The sequence below is a fragment of the Pseudomonas sp. genome (genome assembly GCF_035554175.1).
Taxonomy (GTDB): Bacteria; Pseudomonadota; Gammaproteobacteria; order Pseudomonadales; family Pseudomonadaceae; genus Aquipseudomonas.
In genome coordinates, this window is the sequence record NZ_DATMIV010000042.1 from 89188 (window position 1) to 109044 (window position 19857).

Sequence of the window (19857 nt, forward strand, 5' to 3'; positions counted from 1 at the left end):
GCGGATCGGGCGGGATCAGCGCAGAACGGCGAGCACGAGACGTACGGGAGGATTTACAGCGCGAAGGCGGGTTGCAGAGGACATCAGAATCACCATTGTTGTTGTTAATTGGGCCGGGCCTGTGCAGCAATCACAGGTCTTGGGCCAACCGGTCTGTTGCCGGGAGTGGGGCGATCCTAATCGGGGAAGCTTTCAGCTACCTTTCGCTGCACAAAGCGATGCATGAATGGACTACCGGCGGTCGGATGCACTGAGGGCCAATAAATACGGGAGCGTGAGCAGTGAAGACGAACAAATCACACAGCGGCGGCTGTCACTGCAGACACATCCGCTATCAGTTCAGCGCCGCGTTGCACGACATCGCACATTGTCATTGTTCGATCTGCCGCAAGGTCAGCGGCGGCATCGTCACCACCTGGATCACCGTGCCAGCGGTGGATTTTCAATGGCTGGCCGGAACGCCGGCACGCTATGACTCATCGGCCAGCTGCACGCGATTCTTCTGCCCGAACTGCGGCGCGCAGCTGGCGCTGGTGACATCGCTCAGCCCGTCCAGTATCGACGTGACCATCGCCACACTGGACCATCCGGAGCAGGCGCCAGCCGAGCGGCACATCTGGACCGAAAGCCAACTGCCCTGGCTGCACCTGGATGAACATCTGCCCGGCGAAGCCGGAGAAACTCTCGATTAAAACACCGATAGATTCAACGGCCGCATCGCACCCATCCAGATGGCGTGTTCGGTATGGTCGAGCAAGTCATTGCCGGTGTCCGGGTGCAGGAACACCACCAGGCCTTTGCGATTGAGCGCCAGCCACGGCAGCACTTCGCCAATCAGTTCGGGGCCGAAGGCCAGTTGGCAGCTCCAGTCGGGGTGCGGGCCCACCGGGCGCTGATGAACACGGCCCATTGTCAGGGCAAACAATTGCGCGGCGGCCTCGCACAAGGCCCGCGCCTGGTCGATGGTTTGCGCGTCGAAATAGATGTGGGCGTGATAGCCCTTGATCCCTTGCATCGTGTCGCCTCTCAATCGGTTCGAACCCTTGGCTGTTTCCACCGTCACAGGCCATATAGGACAAATATAAGGAAAACAGCCATGAAAAATGCCGAAACTCCAGTGGTGAAAGTGGCGCTCTATGGTGCCATGGCCAGCCTGGGCGGTGCGTTGATGGCTGAATTGCTGCGCCGCCAACACGAAGTCATCGCCATTCTCGATGATCTGACCGCTCTCGCGCCGCGCCCGGGGTTACGCACTAAAACCGGCGATTTGTTCGATGCCGAGCGGGTCAATCAGAGTGTCGCGGGCTGTTCTGCGGTGATCTGCCTGCTCGACGCGCCGGGGCTGCCGTTCAGCAGCGACCACGTCGAGCGCTCGGTGACGCTCGGGCCGGTGGAACAGGTGTTGGCCGTCGACGCGTTGGTCGAGGGTTTGCAGCTGGCGAGCGTGCCGCGTTTGTTTCTGGTGGGCAATTTCGGCGTGCTCGATGAGCCTGACAGCGACGACCAGTTGCAACGGCATGCCGCAGAGGAAATCCTTGAAGCTGTGCAAAGCAGCTCTCTGCGCTGGACGCTGGTCAACGCGCCGCATGGGGTGGCCGGGCTGACCATCGAGCATTTCAGTCAGGTCGGCGGCAATCTCGAACCGGGCCTGGCCGAACCGCTGGAGCGCCTGAACCGTGTTGCGGTGGGCATCGCCGATGAGCTGCGGCTGAATCTGCATGTCGGTGAGCATGTGAATTTTGTGGCGGCTTCTGATTCGTAAAAGATCGCAGCCTGCGGCAGCTCCTACATGAGATCGCATTCCATTTGTAGGAGCTGCCGAAGGCTGCGATCTTTTCGCTTCACACCGCAATTGAAGGCAGAGTCAGACCGTTGAGCGATTCGGCGCTGCTGGCCTGCTCGGCCATCAACCAGTCAACGAACTGTTGAATCAATGCGCCTCGGCGTTTGCGTTGGGGCAATACCACGTAATACCCCAGCCGCGATATCGTGGTCTCCGCCAGCGGTCGGCACAGTAAACCCTGCACCAGCAAGTTATCCACAAGGTGGCGCCAGCCAATCGCCACGCCTTGCCCACCAATCGCCGCTTGAATCAGCAGCGTGTAATTGTCGAAGCGCAACTGGCCCGGCGCTGGCGGCGTGGTCAGGCCCAGTTGACGAAACAGCCCGCTCCAGTCGAACCAATTACTGCTGTTTTCGCCGCGCAGGTGCAGCAGCGGAAATTCCAGCAGCGCATGAGCAGGCAAGGGCAGCGAGCGATCCTTGAGCAATAGCGGACTGCACACCGGAAATACTTCTTCGCTGAACAACCAATGGCTCTCGCCTTGCTTGAAGCGGCCATCGCCAAACAGAATCGCCACGTCGATATCGGTACGCAGCATATTGTGGTTACGTTCGCTGGTGACCAGGCTGACATCGATATGCGGATTGGCCTCGTGGAAGCGATGCAGACGCGGCATCAGCCAGTAGGCAGCGAAAGCGAAATCCGTGGCGACTTGCAGCACTTCATGTTGCTGCTGCGCGCTGATTGCGCTCAAGCCTGCGTCGATATTCTGCAAACCGAGGGCAACTTGCTCGAAGAGCAGGGCGCCCACTTCAGTCAATCCAATGCCTCGATAAATCCGGTCGAACAGGCGCGTGCCGAGCTGTTCTTCCAAGCGTTTTATCTGCTGGCTGATCGCCGGTTGCGTGGTGCCGAGCTCCACGGCGGCAGCGGTAAAGCTGCGATGGCGCGCCGCCGCTTCAAAGGCGCGCAGCAGGTCGAGGGACAGGTCACCGAGGGCGTCATACATAAGCTGTGCTTATCCTAGTCATTGTCCGGCGCGGGCTTTACCGAAACAGGCATGGACTCCATGCTCGATCGCAGCACTCTCGCATAAATATTCAACATGGAATGCCGCGATCACATGAAGCGCAAGAACATTCTTTTCATCATGGCCGATCAAATGGCCGCGCCAATGTTGCCGTTCTACCGCCCGTCGCCGATCAAACTGCCGAATCTGTCCCGCCTCGCCGCCCAAGGCGTGGTATTCGACGCCGCTTATTGCAACAGCCCGTTGTGCGCGCCGTCGCGTTTCACCCTGGTCAGTGGTCAATTGCCGAGCAAAATCGGCGCCTACGACAACGCTGCTGATTTCCCCGCCGATATCCCGACTTACGCCCACTACCTGCGTCGCCTCGGCTATCGCACCGCGTTGTCGGGAAAGATGCATTTCTGCGGGCCGGATCAACTGCACGGTTATGAAGAACGCCAGACCAGCGATATCTACCCGGCCGACTATGGCTGGGCGGTGAACTGGGACGAGCCGGATGTGCGGCCGAGCTGGTATCACAACATGTCCTCAGTGCTGCAGGCCGGGCCGTGCGTGCGCACCAATCAGCTGGATTTCGACGAAGAGGTGGTGTTCAAGGCCCAGCAATACCTGTTCGATCACATTCGCGAGGACGGCGATCAGCCGTTCTGCCTGACCGTGTCAATGACTCACCCACACGACCCGTACACGATTCCCAAGAAATTCTGGGATTTGTATGACGATGCCGATATCCCGCTACCCACAGCCTTGAACCAGGACGAACTCGATCCGCACTCGCAACGCCTGCTCAAAGTTTACGACCTGTGGAACAAGCCACTGCCTGTGGATAAAATCCGCGATGCCCGTCGTGCCTACTTCGGCGCATGCAGCTATATCGACGCCAACGTCGGCAAATTGTTGCAGACCCTCGAGGATACCGGGCTGATCGACGACACCATCATCGTCTTCTCCGGTGACCACGGTGACATGCTCGGCGAGAAGGGCCTCTGGTACAAAATGCACTGGTTCGAGATGGCCGCACGAGTGCCGCTGTTGATCAGCGCGCCGGGGCAGTTCGAGGCGGGCCGGGTCAGCGCCGCCGTTTCTACCGCCGATCTGCTACCGACCTTCGTGGATCTGGCCGGCGGCACCCTGGAGCCGGGCTTGCCGCTGGACGGCCGTTCGCTGCTGCCGCACCTGCAAGGGCGGGGCGGGCATGACGAGGTGTTCGGCGAGTATATGGCCGAAGGCACCGTCAGCCCGTTGATGATGATCCGCCGTGGCGCCTACAAATTTATCTACAGCGAAAGCGACCCGTGCCTACTCTTCGATGTGGATAACGACCCCCGGGAAGAGGAAGAGTTGAGCCAGTCGCCGGATCATCGCCAGCTGTTCGACGAGTTTCTCGCTGAAGCACGGGCGAAATGGGACATCCCGACGATCCATCGGGACGTACTGGCCAGCCAGCGCCGACGCCGTTTCGTCGCTGACGCACTAACCATCGGCAAGCTGAAGAGCTGGGATCACCAGCCGCTGGTCGACGCCAGTCAGCAGTACATGCGCAACCACATCGACCTTGATGATCTGGAGCGCAAAGCCCGTTATCCACAACCCTGCCAAAACCAATAACGTTAAGGGGAAGTCCATGCGCAAGTTATCCACAGCAGTGACCGTCGGCCTGATCGCATTGAGCAGCGCTTCGGCCTTTGCCGAGCAGGGTTGCGAAACGGTGAAAATGGCCGATCCGGGCTGGAGCGACATCGCGGCTACCAATGCCATCACCGGGTTCCTGCTGGACGGCATGGGCTACAAGGCCAAGGTGGACACCCTCGCAGTGCCGATCACCTTCGGTGGTTTGAAGGATGGTCAGGTGGACGTGTTCCTCGGCAACTGGATGCCGGCGCAGCAGGGCTTCTATGACAAGTTCGTCGCTACCGGCGAGGTGACGCAACTGGCGAAGAATCTCGAAGGCACCGAATTTACCCTCGCCGTTCCCGACTATGTCTGGGAAGCGGGTGTGCATGATTTTGCCGACCTTAACAAGTTTGCCGACAAGTTCGACAAGAAGATTTACGGCATCGGATCGGGCGCGCCGGCGAACATCTCGCTGCAGGAAATCATCAAGAAGAACGACTTCAACCTGGGTCAATGGAAGCTGATCGAATCCAGCGAGCAGGCGATGCTGGCCGAAGTTTCGCGAGCGGTGAAGAAACAGAAATTCGTTACCTTCCTCGGCTGGACCCCGCACCCGATGAACGTGCAGCTGAAAATGCGTTATCTGAAGGGTGGCGAAAAATACTTCGGTGACACCGGCAGCGTATTTACCCTGACCCGCAAGGGCTACGCTGAGGCCTGCCCGAACGTGGGTAAATTGCTGACCAATCTGGCGTTCACCCAGGACATGGAAAACAGCATCATGGCCGAGGTGGTGAACAAGAAGGTCAGCAACACCGAGGCGGCGAAGGCGTGGATCAAGGCGAATCCGGCGGTGCTGGACAAGTGGCTGGATGGGGTGAAGACGGTAGATGGCAAGGATGCATTGGCGGCAATAAAAGCGAAGCTGTAATTCACCTCCTTACTCTTGTGGCGAGGGAGCTTGCTCCCACTGGAGTGCGAAGCGCTCCTCATCCGGCAGACCAGGTCAACCGATGGTACCTGGTCACCGGTTTTCGGGGGCTGCTACACAGCCCGGCGGGAGCAAGCTCCCTCGCCACAATAACGGAGGCTGGCCTGTTACTCTTTTGCAAAACCCCAACCGCGAGGACCCATGGCCTTCCCCAGCCGTCGCTCATTTTTCCCCTTCCTGAACTGGCTGCCACGGCAGACCCGCGCCAGCGTTGGACGGGACCTGATCGTCGGCCTCAGCGGTGCGATTCTCGCCTTACCCCAGTCAATTGCCTATGCACTGATTGCCGGTCTTCCACCGGAATACGGCCTGTATGCGGCGATCATTCCAGTGTTGATCGCCTGCCTGTGGGGATCGTCATGGCATCTGATCTGCGGTCCGACGGCGGCGATTTCGATTGTGCTGTACGCCAGCGTCAGCCCGCTGGCCGTGCCGGCCTCCGAGGACTACATCACGCTGATCCTGTTACTGACGTTCCTCGCCGGGGTTTTTCAGTGGCTGCTTGGCTTGCTGCGGTTCGGCGCGCTGGTGAATTTCGTTTCGCATTCGGTGGTGCTCGGCTTCACCCTGGGTGCAGCGGTGGTGATCGCCATCGGCCAGTTGCCCAATCTGCTCGGGCTGGAATTGCCGGCCAACACTACGGCGCTCGCCAGCCTCATGGACTTGACGCGACACCTCGGGGCTGTGGATAAACCTTCGCTGACCCTCGGCGTCGCAACGGTGATCGTCGGGGTGTTACTGAAAAAACTCCTGCCGCGCTGGCCGACGCTGTTGATCACTCTGGTGCTGGCCAGCCTGTTGACGTGGTCGTGGCCGGCGATGTTCGGGCATGTGCACCTGGTCAGCGCGTTCGTCGGACGCTTGCCGCCGCTGAGCGCCTTGTCGCTGGATCTAGAGGTGATCCTGCGCCTGTTGCCGAGCGCCGTGGCAGTGGGCATGCTCGGACTGGTCACCAGCCTGTCGATTGCCCGGTCGATTTCGGCGCGCTCGCAGCAGTTGCTCGATGCCAATCAGGAAGTCCGCGCACAGGGCCTGTCGAATATTGTCGGGGCGTTTTTCTCCGGATCGCTGTCAGCCGGATCGTTTACCCGCTCGGGACTGAGTTATGAGGCGGGTGCCTGCTCGCCGCTGGCCGGAGTGTTTTCGGCGATCTGGGTGGCGTTGTTCGCGGTGTTCGGCGCCGGGCTGATCGCCCACATTCCGATCCCGGCCATGGCTGGCAGCATTCTGTTGATCGCCTGGGGATTGGTCGATCACCGCGGCATTCGCGCTTTGCTGCGGGTCAGCCGCGCCGAGTTCGTGGTGATGGCCCTGACTTGCCTCGCGACCCTGTTGCTGGAGTTGCAGACGGCGATTTACGCCGGGGTGCTGGCGTCTCTGTTCTTCTACCTCAAGCGCACCTCGCAACCACAGGTGCAGCATTGGCGCGACGGTGACGACGATGTGCTGCGCGTTGGCGGTTCGATTTTCTTCGGCGCCAGCCATTACCTGCAAGTGCGCCTGCAACGCCTGCATGGCGCGCGGGTAGTGATCGAGGCGCAGCAGATCAACTTCATCGATTATTCAGGGGTGGAGATGCTCCATCAGGAGGCGCGGCGTTTGTTGGGCCAGGGTCGCAGCCTGACCTTGCGCCGGGCAAGGCCGCCGGTAGTGGAGGAATTGAGGAAGCTGGAAGGGGCGGAGAAATGCCCGATCCGGTTTGAGGATTGAGCTGATATCGGTGGTGTCGCCATTCGCGAGCAGGCTCGCTCCCACATTCGAGCGCATTGCATTGTGGGAGCGAGCTTGCTCGCGAAGGTTTTAAAGCGCTAGTTGGCGGCGCAACTCGGCCAGTACCGGCGCGGTATCCGGGCGCACGCCGCGCCACAGGCAGAACGCCTCCGCCGCCTGCTCCGCCAACATGCCCAGACCATCCATCGCCAGCGCCGCGCCGTGCTCATTGGCCCAACGGCAAAACGCGGTGGGCTCCTTGCCGTACATCATGTCGTAACACAGGGTCTGACCCGGTTCGATCAGGCTCGGCGCAACCGGCGGCACGTCGCCACTGAGGCTAGCGGAGGTGGCGTTGATGATCACGTCTACCGGCTCGCGCAACCAGTCGAAACCACTGGCCGACACCGGCCCCAGGTCGCAGAACAGTTCCGCCAGCAGCTCCGCCTTGTCTACCGTGCGGTTGGCGATGATCACCGACGCCGGCTGTTGCGCAAGCAAAGGCTCAAGCGCGCCGCGCACCGCGCCACCGGCGCCGAGCAGAAGGATGCGTTTGCCGGTCAGGATGAACCCGGCGTTCACTGTCAGATCGCGCACCAGTCCGGCGCCATCGGTGTTGTCGCCGAGCAGTGAACCGTCGTCGAGTTTGCTCAAGGTGTTCACCGCACCTGCCCGCTGTGCCCGCGCGGTCAGGCTGTTGGCCAGACGATAGGCCTCTTCCTTGAACGGCACGGTGACGTTGGCGCCGCGCCCTTGCTGAAAGAACGCCGTGGCGCAGCCGGCAAAATCGTCGAGCGGCGCCAGCAGCGTGCTGTAGTCGAGGCGCTGGCCGGTCTGCTCGGCGAACAGCTTGTGAATCATCGGCGACTTGCTGTGGCCGATCGGGTTACCGAAAACGACGTAACGATCCATACCAGTCCTCAGGCCTCGGCCAGCCAGTCGCGATCCTGCAGGAAGTACTCGGTCAGGCGCGCTTCTTCACTGCCCGGCTCGGCCTTCCAGTCATAACCCCAGCGGACTTGCGGTGGCAGCGACATCAGAATCGATTCGGTGCGCCCACCCGATTGCAGACCGAACAGCGTGCCCCGGTCGTAAACCAGGTTGAACTCGACGTAGCGGCCACGACGGAACTCCTGAAACTCGCGCTGGCTAGCCGTGAAGGCGTCGTTCTTGCGACGTTGCACGATGGGCAGGTACGCCTCTATGTAAGCGTCACCGATGGCGCGCATGAAAGCGAAACTGGTGTCGAAGTCCCACTCGTTCAGATCGTCGAAGAACAGACCGCCAATGCCACGGGGTTCATGCCGATGCTTGATGTGGAAGTAGGTGTCGCACCAGGCTTTGTAGCGCGGGTAGACGTCCGCACCGAACGGCGCACAGGCCTGCTCGGCGACGCGGTGCCAGTGGATACAGTCTTCTTCGTTGCCGTAGTACGGCGTCAGGTCAAAGCCGCCGCCGAACCACCAGACCGGTTCTTCGCCTTCTTTTTCAGCGATGAAAAAGCGCACGTTGGCGTGGGACGTCGGCACGTGCGGGTTGTGCGGGTGAATCACCAGCGATACGCCGAGCGCTTCGAAACCCCGCCCGGCCAGTTCCGGCCGATGGGCACTGGCCGAGGGTGGCAAGCCGCTGCCAAACACGTGGGAAAAGTTGACGCCGCCCTTTTCGATAAGGGTGCCGTTTTCCAGCACACGGGTGCGCCCACCACCGCCCGCCGGCCGGGTCCAGGCGTCTTCGACGAAGCACTTGCCGCCGTCTTCAGTTTCGAGCGCGGCGCAGATGCGGTCTTGCAGGTCGAGCAGATAGGCCTTTACGGCGTCGGTGCGGGTCGTCATGGCTTCACCTTGAATCGGGCGGCGCCCCGGCAGACGGGCGGCGCAAATGGGCGCGTAGCATACCATCGCAGACCGGCGCGCCGCAGTTGACGAAGATCAGGCAGGGGAGTTGGATAGGGGGCTTGATTACGACCCAAGGAGAGCAGGCAGATGGCAAAGCGTATCCAGTTCCGCGCCCACGGCGGTCCAGAAGTGCTTGAGTATGTTGACTACGAACCCGCTGCGCCCGGGCCGAATCAGGTGCGTGTGGCCAACCAGGCGATCGGCCTGAATTTCATCGACACCTATTACCGCAGCGGACTCTATGCGCCACCGGCCTTGCCGTCCGGCCTGGGCTCCGAAGGTGCTGGCACCGTCGAGGCGGTGGGTAGCGACGTCACTCGATTCAAAGTCGGTGATCGCGTCGCATACGGCAGCGGCCCGCTGGGCGCCTACAGCCAGTTTCATGTTCTGCCTCAAGACAATCTGGTGCATCTGCCCGATGAAATCAGTTTCGAAACCGCCGCCGCAGTCATGCTCAAGGGCCTGACCGTGCAGTACCTGTTGCGCCAGACCTACGACCTGCAGGGCGGCGAGACCATTCTGTTCCACGCCGCTGCCGGTGGCGTTGGCTCCCTGGCCTGCCAATGGGCCAAGGCGCTGGGTGTGAAGCTGATCGGCACCGTGAGTTCCGCGGAAAAGGCCGAACTGGCCAAGGCCAACGGCGCCTGGGCAACCATCGATTACAGCCATGAAAACGTTGCCGAGCGTGTGCTGGCCCTGACCGATGGCCAGAAAGTCCCGGTGGTGTATGACGGCGTCGGCAAGGACACCTGGCTCACTTCCCTGGACAGTGTGGCGCCACGCGGCCTGGTAGTGAGTTTCGGCAATGCTTCGGGCGCCGTTGATGGCGTCAATCTGGGCATTCTCGCCGCCAAGGGCTCGCTGTACGTTACCCGACCGACGCTGGCGACCTACGCCAACAACGCCGAGAACCTGCAGCGCATGGCCGACGAGTTGTTCGAGATGATCATCAGCGGCAAGCTGAACGTCGAAATCAACCAACGTTATGCCCTGGCTGATGCCGCCAAGGCGCAAATCGAACTGTCGGCGCGGCGCACCACGGGCTCCACGATTTTATTGCCGTAAAGTTTCAATGGTTGTTCTCGGCGAACTTTCCATAAGTTCGCCGAGAACCTTGCCACTAAATCAAATACATCTTCCTGTGAAGTTTTTTCGCTCCTGGCCGACGACTGGCAAACTTCCTGTGAAACTTCTTCGACTCAAAAACAAGCCACTTTTCCGCCCACTCATCAATGATGGGCGGATCAATACGGGTGGTTATATTCATCTCGATACTCCGGCTGATGCGCGTTCATGTTTACAGGCTGATCAAGGGCCATGAGTATTTGCCGCCACTCTGCCGACAACAGCCAGTAATCGCCACGAGCGCGCTGTTCGATATGCAGTGATTGCGAAGCGATCGGAGACAGGCCAAAACGCTGGAACAGTTGCCGCTGCGGTGATCGACACAAGGCTGTCACCCCTGCATAACCCCTATCGATTGCCCATTCGGCGGCGGTAGCGAGCAGACCATTGATCGACACCGGCCGGTGCTGCTGCGAATGGGTTATCAGGCGACTGAATTCGACGTGGCGCGCCAACGCCACGGTGGGAGAAACATGATGCTGCGCCAGTGACGCCCACTCGAACGGCGCGGGAGTGGCTCGCAGGACGGCAATCAGCTGATCGCGCTGATACAGCAAAAAGTGCGTACTGCGCGAGGTGATCGCCAAGCGGGTCTCCAGTGCCCGGGCTCTGGAGGTGAGCATGTAATGCTGCAATCGCAGGCGAAATTGCCGATTGATGAAGCGTTCAAATTCACTGGCATCCGCTCCCGCTTCAAGAATGGCCACGCGATAATCGGCCTGTTGATTCTTGAGTGTTTCCTGAAAGCCCTGCAGATAATCCTTAAGGTGTAAATCCGTAATATCCATTACTTCTCCGCTGCCATTAACGTTTCGAAGTTGTTTCAAACACATTGAAAGAATGGATGCTTTTAAAAATCTCGCCACTGCATGGGTTCTGATAATCACGTGGGAAAACTTACAGATGTTGCAAACCAGGAGATTCATCCCACACATAAAAAGAACAATAGCGACGGAGAATGGTTTAACGGCTGAAGGACTAATCGCAGGCATGCGCAAGACTCCTCGCTCATGCTGACGAGGAGTGCGCAAAGATGATTAAAGCGGTGGCGTCACTCAGGACGGATGACGTTACCGGTGGCCAGGTCGCGGATGACACTCGGGTTCTTGCGCCCGCCAAGGCTGCCACCCAATACCAGGTCGACCTGCCCGCGGAAATACTGCTCGACCCGCAAGCGCGTGCGCGCTGCCGGTCGCCCCGTCGGGTTGGCCGATGTCGAAATCAGCGGCCCGACCATTGAGCACAAGTCACGCACCTGCGGGTGATCGCTGACCCGCAGCGCCACGGTGTCATGCACACCTGTCACCCATTCCGGCAACAGGTTCTGGTGCGGCACCAGCCAGGTGTTCGGCCCCGGCCAGGTACTGGCCATGCGGTCGATCCAGTCCTGCGGGAAGTCTTCGAAGAGAAAATCGAACTGACGAATGTTGTCGGCGACCAGAATCAGGCCCTTGCTCACCGAGCGATTCTTGATCGCCAGCAATCGATCCACCGCGTATTCATTCCACGGGTCGCAACCCAGCCCCCAGACGGCTTCGGTTGGATAGGCAATCACCGCGCCGGCGCGAATTTCACGCGCAGCTTGTTGCACACGCCAACTGTTGACCATGAAAAAACTCTCCACAAACAGGTTTCGCGCAGTTTACCGATCTTCCTCGCAAAACCTAGCTCGAGCGTGCCAGCCAGCGCCCGTTTTCGCACACGGCGCGGCCTTCGATCTCCAGCTCGGTCAAAGTTGCCAGCACTTTCGACAAGGCCCAGCCACTGCTCGCGGCCAGCGCTTCGCTAGTGTGCGGCGCGGCGTGAAGCAGCGAGAGCAACGGGTGAGCGACCGCCGACGCCGCTGTGGATAACAACGGCTGCTGCCAGCCGCGCAGGGCTTCGAGGATGTGTTCGATGGTTTCCACCAGTACCGCGCCGTCTCGAATCAGCTGATGGCAACCACGCGCGCCGGGGTGATGGATCGATCCCGGAATCGCATAGACCTCGCGCCCTTGTTCCGCCGCCAGCCGCGCGGTGATCAACGAGCCGCTGGCAACGCTGGCCTCGACCACCAGCACACCAAGGGACAATCCGCTGATGATTCGGTTGCGGCGCGGGAAGTTGCCCGCGCTTGGCCCGGCATCCAGCGGAAACTCGGAAAGCACTGCGCTGCCAGACGCAATCATTGCGTCAGCCAGGCGTTGATTGCGTTGTGGATAAAAATTTTCCAGCCCGGTGCCAAGCACCCCGACGGTCAAGCCGGCAACATCCAGTGCGGCCTGATGCGCAGCGGCATCGATGCCCAGCGCCAGGCCACTGGTGATGACAAAACCGGCCCCGGCGAGACTGCGGGAAAATGCCGCCGCAGTGTCCATCCCCGGACGCGAAGCGCGACGGCTGCCGACCATCGCCAACTGCGGTTTTTCCAGAATCGACGGATCGCCGGCAACAAATAACAGCGGCGGCGGATCGGGGATTTGCGCCAGCAACGCCGGATAATCCGCTTGATCCCACATCAGCACATGTTGTCCGGGGCGCTCTAGCCAGCGCATTGCGTGACTGGCGCCGTCGCGCACCGAGGGACAGCGTCGCGCCTCGGCACAGGCCACCGGCAAGCCCAGCGAGCGCCAGGCACTGGCCGGCGCGCTGATGGCTTTCGATGCCGACCCGAAGGCTTCGAGCAATTTGGCAAAACGCTTGGGGCCGATATCCGGCATGCGGTGCAGGCGCATACGCGCCTCCAGTTCCGCCGGGGAAATGGCCGTACTGACAGACAACATGAATGGATCATCCTTGATCGTTCTATGCCCCGAACCATTCGGAACAAGCTGTGGATAACTCTGTTGGTAACTTGTTGAGCAAGCTACGGATTGCGCACCTTGTCGAGCACCGCCAGCGAGCGCGACGCGTTGAGAACGAGGCCGTAGCTGAGCTTGTCGTAAGTGCGGAACACCATCAGCAAGCCGGCACGTTCATCGGGAATCTTCAGCGGTTGGCCGGTGACCCGGTCGCGTACGGTTTCGCCGGTTTTCATCACCACCAGTACGTTGCCTTCGGCCAGACCGTCGCGTTTGCCCTTGTTCAGGGTGACCACGTCCATCGCGCCGATCTGGGTGACGCCACGCGGGACGTCGATGATCAGACCGTTGATGGCGCTCTTCGGCGCGCTGGGCATGAAGGTCGAATTGATCGAACGCTCCTCGCCGCCGAACAAGCGATCGCCGAGGCGCACTTCCTGGGTAGTGCGCTGGAGGGCGAGGGTGGCGACGTCGCCCTCACTGGCGACAATCTCGCCGCCGCCGATGTCGTCGGCGTTGATGCCGAGAAATTCCCGGGTTTGCGGATCGGTGTAGACCTTGCCCTGGCGGAAGATCCCGTACACCGGCTGCTCCGGGTCGAAATGGCCGCGGGCGAAGATGCGGTCACCAGTGCCGCTGAGCACGCGTTCGGCATCGCCGGCGACGATGTACGGCGCCTTGTCGAATTCTTCGGCGGTGTCGACGATGCGATTGCTCAGCAGAAAGCTGTTGATCGACTTCAGCGGGATGCTCGGAATCGCCTCGGCCACCGGACTGGTGCGAATCCGTGGCGAGAGCTTGATGGTGCCGCGCGACTCGCCCCGATTGACGGTCAGTTGCGGCTGGCCGTTGACGTAGCTGAGCGTCAGCGTGTCGCCGGGATAGATCAGGTTGGGGTTTTCGACCTGCGGGTTGGCCCGCCACAATTGTGGCCACTGCCAGGGTTCGCGCAGGTATTTGCCGGAAATGTCCCAGAGGGTGTCTCCGGAAACCACCGTGTATTGCTGTGGAAAACCATCCTTGAGTTGCACTTGCCCTTGTGCGGCGCCGGCCGCAGCCAGAAGCAGCAGGGCGAGTAGTGTTTTCCTCATGCAGTGAATCCCTTTATCATGTGCATTCGCGTGAATCGTCAGAGCCCCCGTGGCTCGCTTCTGTTTTTCAGAAGCTACGCTTCACAACGGTAGCCTGCATCCTCGGACCCGCCAGGCCATCGACCCGACTTTACTCAACGTGTGCAGCAATCGAAGCCTATGGCCATTTTAAACATCCTCGAATTTCCGGACCCACGTCTGCGCACTATCGCCAAACCAGTGGCCGTAGTGGACGACGAAGTGCGTCAGTTGGTCGACGACATGTTTGAAACAATGTATGAAGCGCCGGGCATCGGCCTCGCCGCGACCCAGGTCAACGTGCACAAACGTATCGTCGTGATGGACCTGTCCGAAGACCGTACCGAGCCACGGGTGTTCATCAACCCCGAGTTCGAACCGCTGACCGACGAGATGGACCAGTATCAGGAAGGCTGCCTCTCGGTACCGGGCTTCTACGAAAACGTCGACCGCCCGCAGAAGGTCAGAATCAAGGCGCTGGACCGCGACGGCAAGCCCTATGAACTGATCGCCGAAGGTCTGCTCGCGGTGTGCATCCAGCACGAATGCGACCACCTCAACGGCAAATTGTTCGTCGATTACCTGTCCACGCTCAAACGCGACCGGATCAAGAAGAAGCTGGAAAAGCTGCACCGCCAGAACGCTTGATGCCCCTCTTCAAAGGCTTGCTGCGGCAAGCCTTTTTCTTTTTATGAGACGCCTTTCATGACTGAGCCACTGCGCATTGTTTTTGCCGGTACCCCGGAATTCGCCGCCGAACACCTCAAGGCCCTGTTGAGCAGCCCGTACGAGATCGTCGCGGTCTACACCCAGCCGGATCGCCCGGCCGGGCGCGGGCAAAAACTGATGCCGAGCCCGGTCAAACAACTGGCCCTGGAAAACCATATCCAGGTGTTGCAGCCGCCGACTTTGCGCAATGCCGACGCCCAGGCGGAACTGGCCGCGCTGAAACCGGACTTGATGGTGGTGGTCGCCTACGGATTGATCCTGCCGCAGGCGGTGCTGGACATTCCGCGTCTGGGTTGCATCAACAGCCATGCATCCCTGCTGCCGCGCTGGCGCGGTGCGGCGCCGATCCAGCGCGCGGTCGAACACGGCGATGCCGAAAGCGGCGTGACCGTGATGCGCATGGAAGCCGGCCTGGATACCGGGCCGATGCTGCTCAAGGTCGTCACCCCGATCAGCGCCGAAGATACCGGTGGAACCCTGCATGATCGCCTCGCGGAGATGGGCCCGCCCGCCGTGGTGCGGGCGATTGCCGGGCTGGCTGCCGGCACGCTGGAAGGTGAGGTGCAAAACGATGAACTCGCCACCTATGCGCACAAACTGAACAAAGACGAAGCGCGAATCGATTGGAGCCGTCCGGCGGTTGAGCTGGAACGCCTTGTGCGCGCCTTCAACCCGTGGCCGATCACCCACAGCACGCTCCATGGCGAAGCGTTGAAAGTGCTGGCCGCGACAGTGGCCGCAGGCAATGGCGCTCCGGGTGAAATCCTCAGCGCCAGCAAGGACGGCCTGATCATCGCCTGCGGTGAACAGGCGCTGTGCCTGACCCGCCTGCAACTGCCCGGCGGCAAAGCCTTGAACTTCAGCGACCTGTTCAACAGCCGCCGCGAGAAATTCGCCGTCGGCAGCGTGCTGGGTGCAGCGGTGGACGCACAATGAATCCGCGTCTGGCCGCCGCCAAGGCCCTCGCCGCCGTGCTCAGTGGCAAGGCTTCGCTGAACAGCTCGCTGCCGACGCAACTGGACAAGGTCGAGGATCGCGATCGCGGCTTTACCCAGGATCTGGCCTTCGGCACTGCACGCTGGCAGCCACGCCTGTCAGCCCTGGCGGACAAGCTCCTGCAGAAACCATTCAAAACCGCCGACGCCGATATCGAGGCGCTGCTGCTGGTCGGTCTGTATCAACTGCTCTACACCCGCGTACCCGCCCACGCCGCCATCGGCGAAACCGTCGGTTGCGCCGACAAGCTGAAAAAGCCTTGGGCCAAAGGTTTGCTCAACGCTGTGCTGCGTAATGCCCAGCGCGAAAGCGAAACGATTTTCGCCGAGCTGGAACGTGATCCGGTGGTGCGCACCGCTCACCCGCGCTGGCTGCAAAAATCCCTGAAAGCGTTCTGGCCGCAACAGTGGGAAGCCATCTGCGCAGCGAACAACGCGCATCCGCCGATGATCCTGCGGGTCAATCGTCGCCATCACAGCCGCGACGCTTACCTCGCTCTGCTGGGCGAAGCAGGGATCGCCGCGACACCTTGCGTGTACAGCCGCGACGGCATCGTCCTCGAAGCGGCCGCTGATGTGCGCAGCCTGCCGGGTTTCGCCGAAGGCTGGATCAGCGTGCAGGATGAAGCTGCGCAACTGGCTGCCGCTCTGCTCGATCTGGCGCCGGGCCAACGCGTGCTCGACGCCTGTTGCGCCCCCGGCGGCAAGACCTGCCACATTCTCGAAGCCGAACCGGCGCTGGCCGGCGTGGTGGCGTTGGACCTGGAAGCCAAGCGTCTGGTGCGCGTGAAGGAAAACCTTGCACGCCTCGGCCTCAGCGCTGAACTGATCGCCGCCGACGGTCGCGATATCGATAAGTGGTGGGACGGCAAACCGTTTCAGCGCATCCTGCTCGACGCGCCGTGCTCGGCCACCGGGGTGATACGCCGCCACCCGGACATCAAGCTGACCCGCCAGCCCGAAGACATCGTCGCCCTCGCGCAACTGCAAGGCGAGCTGCTCGACGCCATGTGGAAAACCCTCGAGGTCGGCGGCATCCTGCTCTACGCCACCTGCTCGACGCTGCCGACCGAAAACACAGAGGTCATCGCCGCGTTCCTCGAGCGCACGCCCGGTGCGCGGGAACTGGATCTGGCCACAGCGGCCGGGATCAAACAGCCCCATGGTCGCCAATTGCTGGCCCAACAGGGCGGGCATGATGGTTTCTACTACGCCAAGCTGATCAAGATCGCCGCAGCGCGCGGCTAAACGGATTCAATGGAGTGACTGGATGAAAATCATCATCCTCGGTGCGGGACAGGTCGGCGGTTCGCTGGCCGAACATCTGGCCAGCGAGGCCAACGACATCACCGTGGTCGACACTGACGGCGAGCGCCTGCGCGACCTCGGCGACCGCCTCGACATCCGCACCGTGCAGGGCCGTGGCTCGCTGCCGTCGGTGCTGCGCCAGGCTGGTGCCGATGACGCCGACATGCTGGTGGCGGTGACCAACAGCGACGAAACCAACATGGTCGCCTGTCAGGTCGCCCACACGCTGTTCCACACGCCGACCAAGATCGCCCGGGTCCGCGAAGCGTCCTACCTCAATCGCGAGGAACAGCTGTTCCAGAACGAAGCTATTCCGGTCGATGTACTGATCAGCCCCGAGCAGGTCGTGACCAATTACATCAAGCGCCTGATCCAGCATCCCGGCGCCTTGCAGGTGATCGACTTTGCCGAAGGCGCGGCGCAGCTGGTGGCGGTGCGCGCCTATTACGGCGGGCCGCTGGTGGGTCAGCAACTGCGGCAGTTGCGCGAGCACATGCCGAACGTTGAAACCCGCGTCGCGGCGATCTTCCGTCGCGACCGGCCGATCCTGCCGCAGGGCGACACGGTGATCGAGGCGGACGACGAAGTGTTCTTCATCGCCGCCCGCGAGGACATTCGCGCGGTGATGAGCGAAATGCGCCGTCTCGACGAAACCTACAAACGCATTGTCATTGCCGGTGGCGGGCAGATCGGCGAGCGCCTGGCCGAGGCCATCGAAAGCCGTTATCAGGTGAAAATCATCGAGATGAGTCCGGCGCGGTGCCGTTATCTCTCCGATACCCTCGACAGCACCGTGGTGCTGCAGGGCAGCGCCTCGGATCGCGATCTGCTGCTGGAAGAAAACATCGCCGACGCCGACATCTTCCTCGCCCTGACCAACGATGACGAAGCCAACATCATGTCGTCGCTTTTGGCCAAACGGCTGGGGGCGAAAAAGGTCATGACCATCATCAACAACCCGGCCTACGTCGACCTGATCCAGGGCGGCGACATCGACATCGCCATCAGCCCGCAACTGGCGACCATCGGTACCTTGCTCGCCCACGTGCGGCGTGGCGATATCGTCAGCGTGCACTCATTGCGGCGCGGCGCGGCGGAAGCGATCGAGGCGATTGCTCACGGTGATGCGAAATCGAGCAAAGTGATCGGCAAACCGATCGAAAAGATCGGCCTGCCGCCGGGCACCACCATTGGCGCGGTCATCCGCAACGAGCAAGTGATCATCGCCCACGACGATACGGTGATCGAAGCGGGCGATCATGTGATTCTGTTCCTTGTGGATAAAAAGCATATTCGCGATGTGGAGAAGCTGTTTCATGTGGGGTTGAGCTTCTTCTGACCTGAGGAAACGCTGCCTGTGATGGCCCCTTCGCGAGCAGGCTCGCTCCCACAGGAGGAATGCATTGCAAATGTGGGGAGCGAGCCTGCTCGCGAAAGCGGTCTGACAGCCTCGAAGATTTTCTCTGACGAACAAAAGGAAGGAATCCGCTGATGCTCCAATCCCTGGAAAAAATGCTCGCCAAGGGTGTCGATAACGCACTGTTGCGCTTCGGCCTGGGCAAGGGTTATCTGGATCTGGGCGAGAACGCCAAGGCTGCCGAGCATTTCCAGCGCTGTGTCGCGTTCGACCCGAAATACTCGGCAGCGTGGAAATTGCTGGGCAAGGCGCAGCAGGCGCTGGGCGCTCAAGCCGCTGCGCGTCAGGCTTGGGAGCAAGGTCTGGAAGCGGCCCGCGGCCATGGCGACAAGCAGGCCGAGAAGGAGATGACGGTGTTCCTGAAGAAGCTCGAGCGCCAGGCGCCTTGAGCTACAGACAGCGCAAGGCGTCTGCATTGACCGTCACTCGATCGAAGCTGCTCAGTACCAGCGCGCCTCGCCCGGCGGGCGTTTCTTGAAGCGCTTCATGCTCCACATGTACTGGCTCGGATACGCCGCGACATAGCGCTCGACCACTTTGCTCATGGCTGCGCAGGACTCGGCGGTATCAGTGCTGTACATGGCTTCTGGCGCGGCTTCCAGGATCACTTTGTAGCCAGAGCCGTCGGGCAGGCGCAGGGCGTGCAGGAATACACCGACCGCTTTGCCGCCAGCCAGCATGTTCGGCACGAATTTGCTGGTCAGCGCCTGAGTGGCGAAAAACGGCACGAAGATCCCGGCGGATTCGGCCGGTTCCGGGTCTGCGGGAATGCCCACTGCACCGCCTTTGCGCACTTCCTTGATGACGCTGAGAATGCCTTCCTTGGTCGACGCGGCGACTTTGTTGCCCAGTTGCACGCGTTGCTTGCGCAGCAATTCATCCACAGCCTTGAGCTTGGGCGGGCGGTAGAAAATGATCGGTTTGCACTGGCTGCAGTAGAAGTGATTGAGCACTTCCCAGTTACCCAGGTGACTGGTAATGCCAACCACGCCTTTGCCCGAAGCCAGTGCATCCTTGAGCACCTCGAGGCCTTCGACTTCGCGCACCAGATCAATGGAGCGCTGCGCCGGCCAGATCCATGCGCAGGCGCTTTCAGTCAACGATTTGCCGATGTCCTTCAGGCTCTGGCCGACCAGACGTTCGCGCTCGGCCGGATCCATTTGTGGAAAACACTTGGCGAGGTTGATCCGTACCACGTCGCGGGAACGGTTGGGGGTTTTCCACATGATCCAGCCAATCGCCGAACCCACGGCCTGCACGGCCCGCCATGGCAGCAGGGCAAACAGCCGCAGAGCGCCTACCAGCAAGGCGCCTTTAAACTTTTCCACAGGTCACTCCTGATCTTGTGCGGTGCGCGAGGCGGCCATT

The 19857-nt window shown here is 61.1% G+C and carries 20 protein-coding genes; 11 read left to right on the top strand and 9 right to left on the bottom strand.

The features are described 5' to 3' along the window. Positions 1 to 281 precede the first annotated feature (281 nt). A complete protein-coding gene (locus VNV36_RS18945) occupies positions 282 to 692 on the top strand; it encodes a GFA family protein (protein ID WP_325719389.1) in 411 nt (136 codons plus the stop codon). Here VNV36_RS18945 and VNV36_RS18950 read toward each other — a convergent pair. Continuing rightward, on the bottom strand, positions 689 to 1015 hold the full coding sequence (locus VNV36_RS18950; RefSeq protein WP_325719391.1) for a DOPA 4,5-dioxygenase family protein: 327 nt from the start codon (positions 1013 to 1015) through the stop codon (positions 689 to 691). The genes VNV36_RS18945 and VNV36_RS18950 overlap by 4 nt on opposite strands. An 81-nt stretch (positions 1016 to 1096) precedes the next feature. On the opposite strand from VNV36_RS18950, the gene VNV36_RS18955 reads away from it, so the two are divergent. Beyond that, the gene (locus VNV36_RS18955; protein WP_325719393.1) at positions 1097 to 1762 is read left to right on the top strand and encodes an NAD(P)-dependent oxidoreductase; all 666 of its coding nucleotides are present in this window, start codon (positions 1097 to 1099) and stop codon (positions 1760 to 1762) included. Positions 1763 to 1841: 79 nt separating this feature from the next. Here VNV36_RS18955 and VNV36_RS18960 read toward each other — a convergent pair whose 3' ends face one another. Further along, positions 1842 to 2792: a choline sulfate utilization transcriptional regulator gene (locus VNV36_RS18960; protein ID WP_325719395.1), complete on the bottom strand. Its 951-nt coding sequence runs from the start codon at positions 2790 to 2792 to the stop codon at positions 1842 to 1844. 114 nt (positions 2793 to 2906) lie between these two features. Between VNV36_RS18960 and betC the strand changes: the two genes are divergently transcribed. The 3 genes from betC to VNV36_RS18975 all read left to right on the top strand — a co-directional run bounded on the left by betC (position 2907) and on the right by VNV36_RS18975 (position 7128). Next, positions 2907 to 4421, top strand: a complete 1515-nt coding sequence (betC, locus tag VNV36_RS18965; RefSeq protein ID WP_325719397.1) for a choline-sulfatase — start codon at positions 2907 to 2909, stop codon at positions 4419 to 4421. Positions 4422 to 4437: 16 nt separating this feature from the next. Beyond that, positions 4438 to 5358, top strand: a complete 921-nt coding sequence (gene choX / locus VNV36_RS18970) for a choline ABC transporter substrate-binding protein (protein ID WP_325719399.1) — start codon at positions 4438 to 4440, stop codon at positions 5356 to 5358. A 201-nt stretch (positions 5359 to 5559) separates the two neighbouring features. Then, on the top strand, positions 5560 to 7128 hold the full coding sequence (locus VNV36_RS18975) for a SulP family inorganic anion transporter (protein ID WP_325719401.1): 1569 nt from the start codon (positions 5560 to 5562) through the stop codon (positions 7126 to 7128). Between the two features lie 90 nt (positions 7129 to 7218). On the opposite strand, the gene aroE is transcribed toward VNV36_RS18975, so the two are convergent. Beyond that, complete coding sequence (aroE, locus tag VNV36_RS18980) at positions 7219 to 8040, bottom strand: shikimate dehydrogenase (protein WP_325719403.1); 822 nt, start codon at positions 8038 to 8040, stop codon at positions 7219 to 7221. An 8-nt stretch (positions 8041 to 8048) separates the two neighbouring features. Beyond that, positions 8049 to 8963, bottom strand: a complete 915-nt coding sequence (gene hemF, locus VNV36_RS18985) for an oxygen-dependent coproporphyrinogen oxidase (RefSeq protein WP_325719405.1) — start codon at positions 8961 to 8963, stop codon at positions 8049 to 8051. Positions 8964 to 9113: 150 nt separating this feature from the next. Between hemF and VNV36_RS18990 the strand changes: the two genes are divergently transcribed. Continuing rightward, entirely contained in the window at positions 9114 to 10091 is a 978-nt protein-coding gene (locus VNV36_RS18990; RefSeq protein ID WP_325719407.1) for a quinone oxidoreductase family protein, read from the top strand. Between the two features lie 179 nt (positions 10092 to 10270). Here VNV36_RS18990 and VNV36_RS18995 read toward each other — a convergent pair whose 3' ends face one another. The 4 genes from VNV36_RS18995 to VNV36_RS19010 form a co-directional block, all read right to left on the bottom strand. Next, positions 10271 to 11143 (bottom strand): hypothetical protein, encoded by an 873-nt coding sequence (locus VNV36_RS18995; RefSeq protein ID WP_325719409.1) that lies wholly within the window; start codon positions 11141 to 11143, stop codon positions 10271 to 10273. Positions 11144 to 11202: 59 nt separating this feature from the next. Next, a complete protein-coding gene (tsaC, locus tag VNV36_RS19000; protein WP_325719411.1) occupies positions 11203 to 11760 on the bottom strand; it encodes an L-threonylcarbamoyladenylate synthase type 1 TsaC in 558 nt (185 codons plus the stop codon). A 55-nt stretch (positions 11761 to 11815) separates the two neighbouring features. After that, positions 11816 to 12913 (bottom strand): DNA-processing protein DprA, encoded by a 1098-nt coding sequence (dprA, locus tag VNV36_RS19005; RefSeq protein ID WP_325719413.1) that lies wholly within the window; start codon positions 12911 to 12913, stop codon positions 11816 to 11818. Between the two features lie 83 nt (positions 12914 to 12996). Continuing rightward, the gene (locus VNV36_RS19010; protein WP_325719415.1) at positions 12997 to 14022 is read right to left on the bottom strand and encodes a LysM peptidoglycan-binding domain-containing protein; all 1026 of its coding nucleotides are present in this window, start codon (positions 14020 to 14022) and stop codon (positions 12997 to 12999) included. Positions 14023 to 14181: 159 nt separating this feature from the next. On the opposite strand from VNV36_RS19010, the gene def reads away from it, so the two are divergent. The 5 genes from def to VNV36_RS19035 all read left to right on the top strand — a co-directional run bounded on the left by def (position 14182) and on the right by VNV36_RS19035 (position 18878). After that, complete coding sequence (gene def, locus VNV36_RS19015; protein WP_186531296.1) at positions 14182 to 14688, top strand: peptide deformylase; 507 nt, start codon at positions 14182 to 14184, stop codon at positions 14686 to 14688. Positions 14689 to 14745: 57 nt separating this feature from the next. After that, positions 14746 to 15705 carry a methionyl-tRNA formyltransferase gene (fmt, locus tag VNV36_RS19020; protein WP_325719420.1) on the top strand — a complete coding sequence of 320 codons (960 nt, stop codon included), beginning with the start codon at positions 14746 to 14748 and terminating at the stop codon, positions 15703 to 15705. Then, on the top strand, positions 15702 to 17012 hold the full coding sequence (gene rsmB / locus VNV36_RS19025) for a 16S rRNA (cytosine(967)-C(5))-methyltransferase RsmB (RefSeq protein ID WP_325719422.1): 1311 nt from the start codon (positions 15702 to 15704) through the stop codon (positions 17010 to 17012). Before fmt ends, rsmB begins: the two co-directional genes overlap by 4 nt. Positions 17013 to 17034: 22 nt before the next feature. After that, complete coding sequence (gene trkA / locus VNV36_RS19030) at positions 17035 to 18411, top strand: Trk system potassium transporter TrkA (RefSeq protein ID WP_090287869.1); 1377 nt, start codon at positions 17035 to 17037, stop codon at positions 18409 to 18411. A 149-nt stretch (positions 18412 to 18560) separates the two neighbouring features. Further along, positions 18561 to 18878: a tetratricopeptide repeat protein gene (locus VNV36_RS19035; protein WP_325719466.1), complete on the top strand. Its 318-nt coding sequence runs from the start codon at positions 18561 to 18563 to the stop codon at positions 18876 to 18878. 51 nt (positions 18879 to 18929) lie between these two features. Here VNV36_RS19035 and VNV36_RS19040 read toward each other — a convergent pair whose 3' ends face one another. Then, positions 18930 to 19817: a lysophospholipid acyltransferase gene (locus VNV36_RS19040; RefSeq protein WP_325719425.1), complete on the bottom strand. Its 888-nt coding sequence runs from the start codon at positions 19815 to 19817 to the stop codon at positions 18930 to 18932. Between the last annotated feature and the right edge of the window lie 40 nt (positions 19818 to 19857).

What these genes read in the sequence shown, in the direction of transcription:
- def (WP_186531296.1), top strand. Translation starts at nt 14,182, where the DNA reads ATGGCCATTTTAAACATCCTCGAATTTCCGGACCCACGTCTGCGCACT.
- VNV36_RS18975 (WP_325719401.1), top strand. Translation starts at nt 5,560, where the DNA reads ATGGCCTTCCCCAGCCGTCGCTCATTTTTCCCCTTCCTGAACTGGCTG.
- choX (WP_325719399.1), top strand. Translation starts at nt 4,438, where the DNA reads ATGCGCAAGTTATCCACAGCAGTGACCGTCGGCCTGATCGCATTGAGC.
- tsaC (WP_325719411.1), bottom strand. Translation starts at nt 11,760, where the DNA reads ATGGTCAACAGTTGGCGTGTGCAACAAGCTGCGCGTGAAATTCGCGCC.
- trkA (WP_090287869.1), top strand. Translation starts at nt 17,035, where the DNA reads ATGAAAATCATCATCCTCGGTGCGGGACAGGTCGGCGGTTCGCTGGCC.
- VNV36_RS18990 (WP_325719407.1), top strand. Translation starts at nt 9,114, where the DNA reads ATGGCAAAGCGTATCCAGTTCCGCGCCCACGGCGGTCCAGAAGTGCTT.
- fmt (WP_325719420.1), top strand. Translation starts at nt 14,746, where the DNA reads ATGACTGAGCCACTGCGCATTGTTTTTGCCGGTACCCCGGAATTCGCC.
- VNV36_RS18960 (WP_325719395.1), bottom strand. Translation starts at nt 2,792, where the DNA reads ATGTATGACGCCCTCGGTGACCTGTCCCTCGACCTGCTGCGCGCCTTT.
- dprA (WP_325719413.1), bottom strand. Translation starts at nt 12,913, where the DNA reads ATGTTGTCTGTCAGTACGGCCATTTCCCCGGCGGAACTGGAGGCGCGT.
- hemF (WP_325719405.1), bottom strand. Translation starts at nt 8,963, where the DNA reads ATGACGACCCGCACCGACGCCGTAAAGGCCTATCTGCTCGACCTGCAA.
- aroE (WP_325719403.1), bottom strand. Translation starts at nt 8,040, where the DNA reads ATGGATCGTTACGTCGTTTTCGGTAACCCGATCGGCCACAGCAAGTCG.
- betC (WP_325719397.1), top strand. Translation starts at nt 2,907, where the DNA reads ATGAAGCGCAAGAACATTCTTTTCATCATGGCCGATCAAATGGCCGCG.
- VNV36_RS18950 (WP_325719391.1), bottom strand. Translation starts at nt 1,015, where the DNA reads ATGCAAGGGATCAAGGGCTATCACGCCCACATCTATTTCGACGCGCAA.
- rsmB (WP_325719422.1), top strand. Translation starts at nt 15,702, where the DNA reads ATGAATCCGCGTCTGGCCGCCGCCAAGGCCCTCGCCGCCGTGCTCAGT.
- VNV36_RS19010 (WP_325719415.1), bottom strand. Translation starts at nt 14,022, where the DNA reads ATGAGGAAAACACTACTCGCCCTGCTGCTTCTGGCTGCGGCCGGCGCC.
- VNV36_RS18955 (WP_325719393.1), top strand. Translation starts at nt 1,097, where the DNA reads ATGAAAAATGCCGAAACTCCAGTGGTGAAAGTGGCGCTCTATGGTGCC.
- VNV36_RS18995 (WP_325719409.1), bottom strand. Translation starts at nt 11,143, where the DNA reads ATGCCTGCGATTAGTCCTTCAGCCGTTAAACCATTCTCCGTCGCTATT.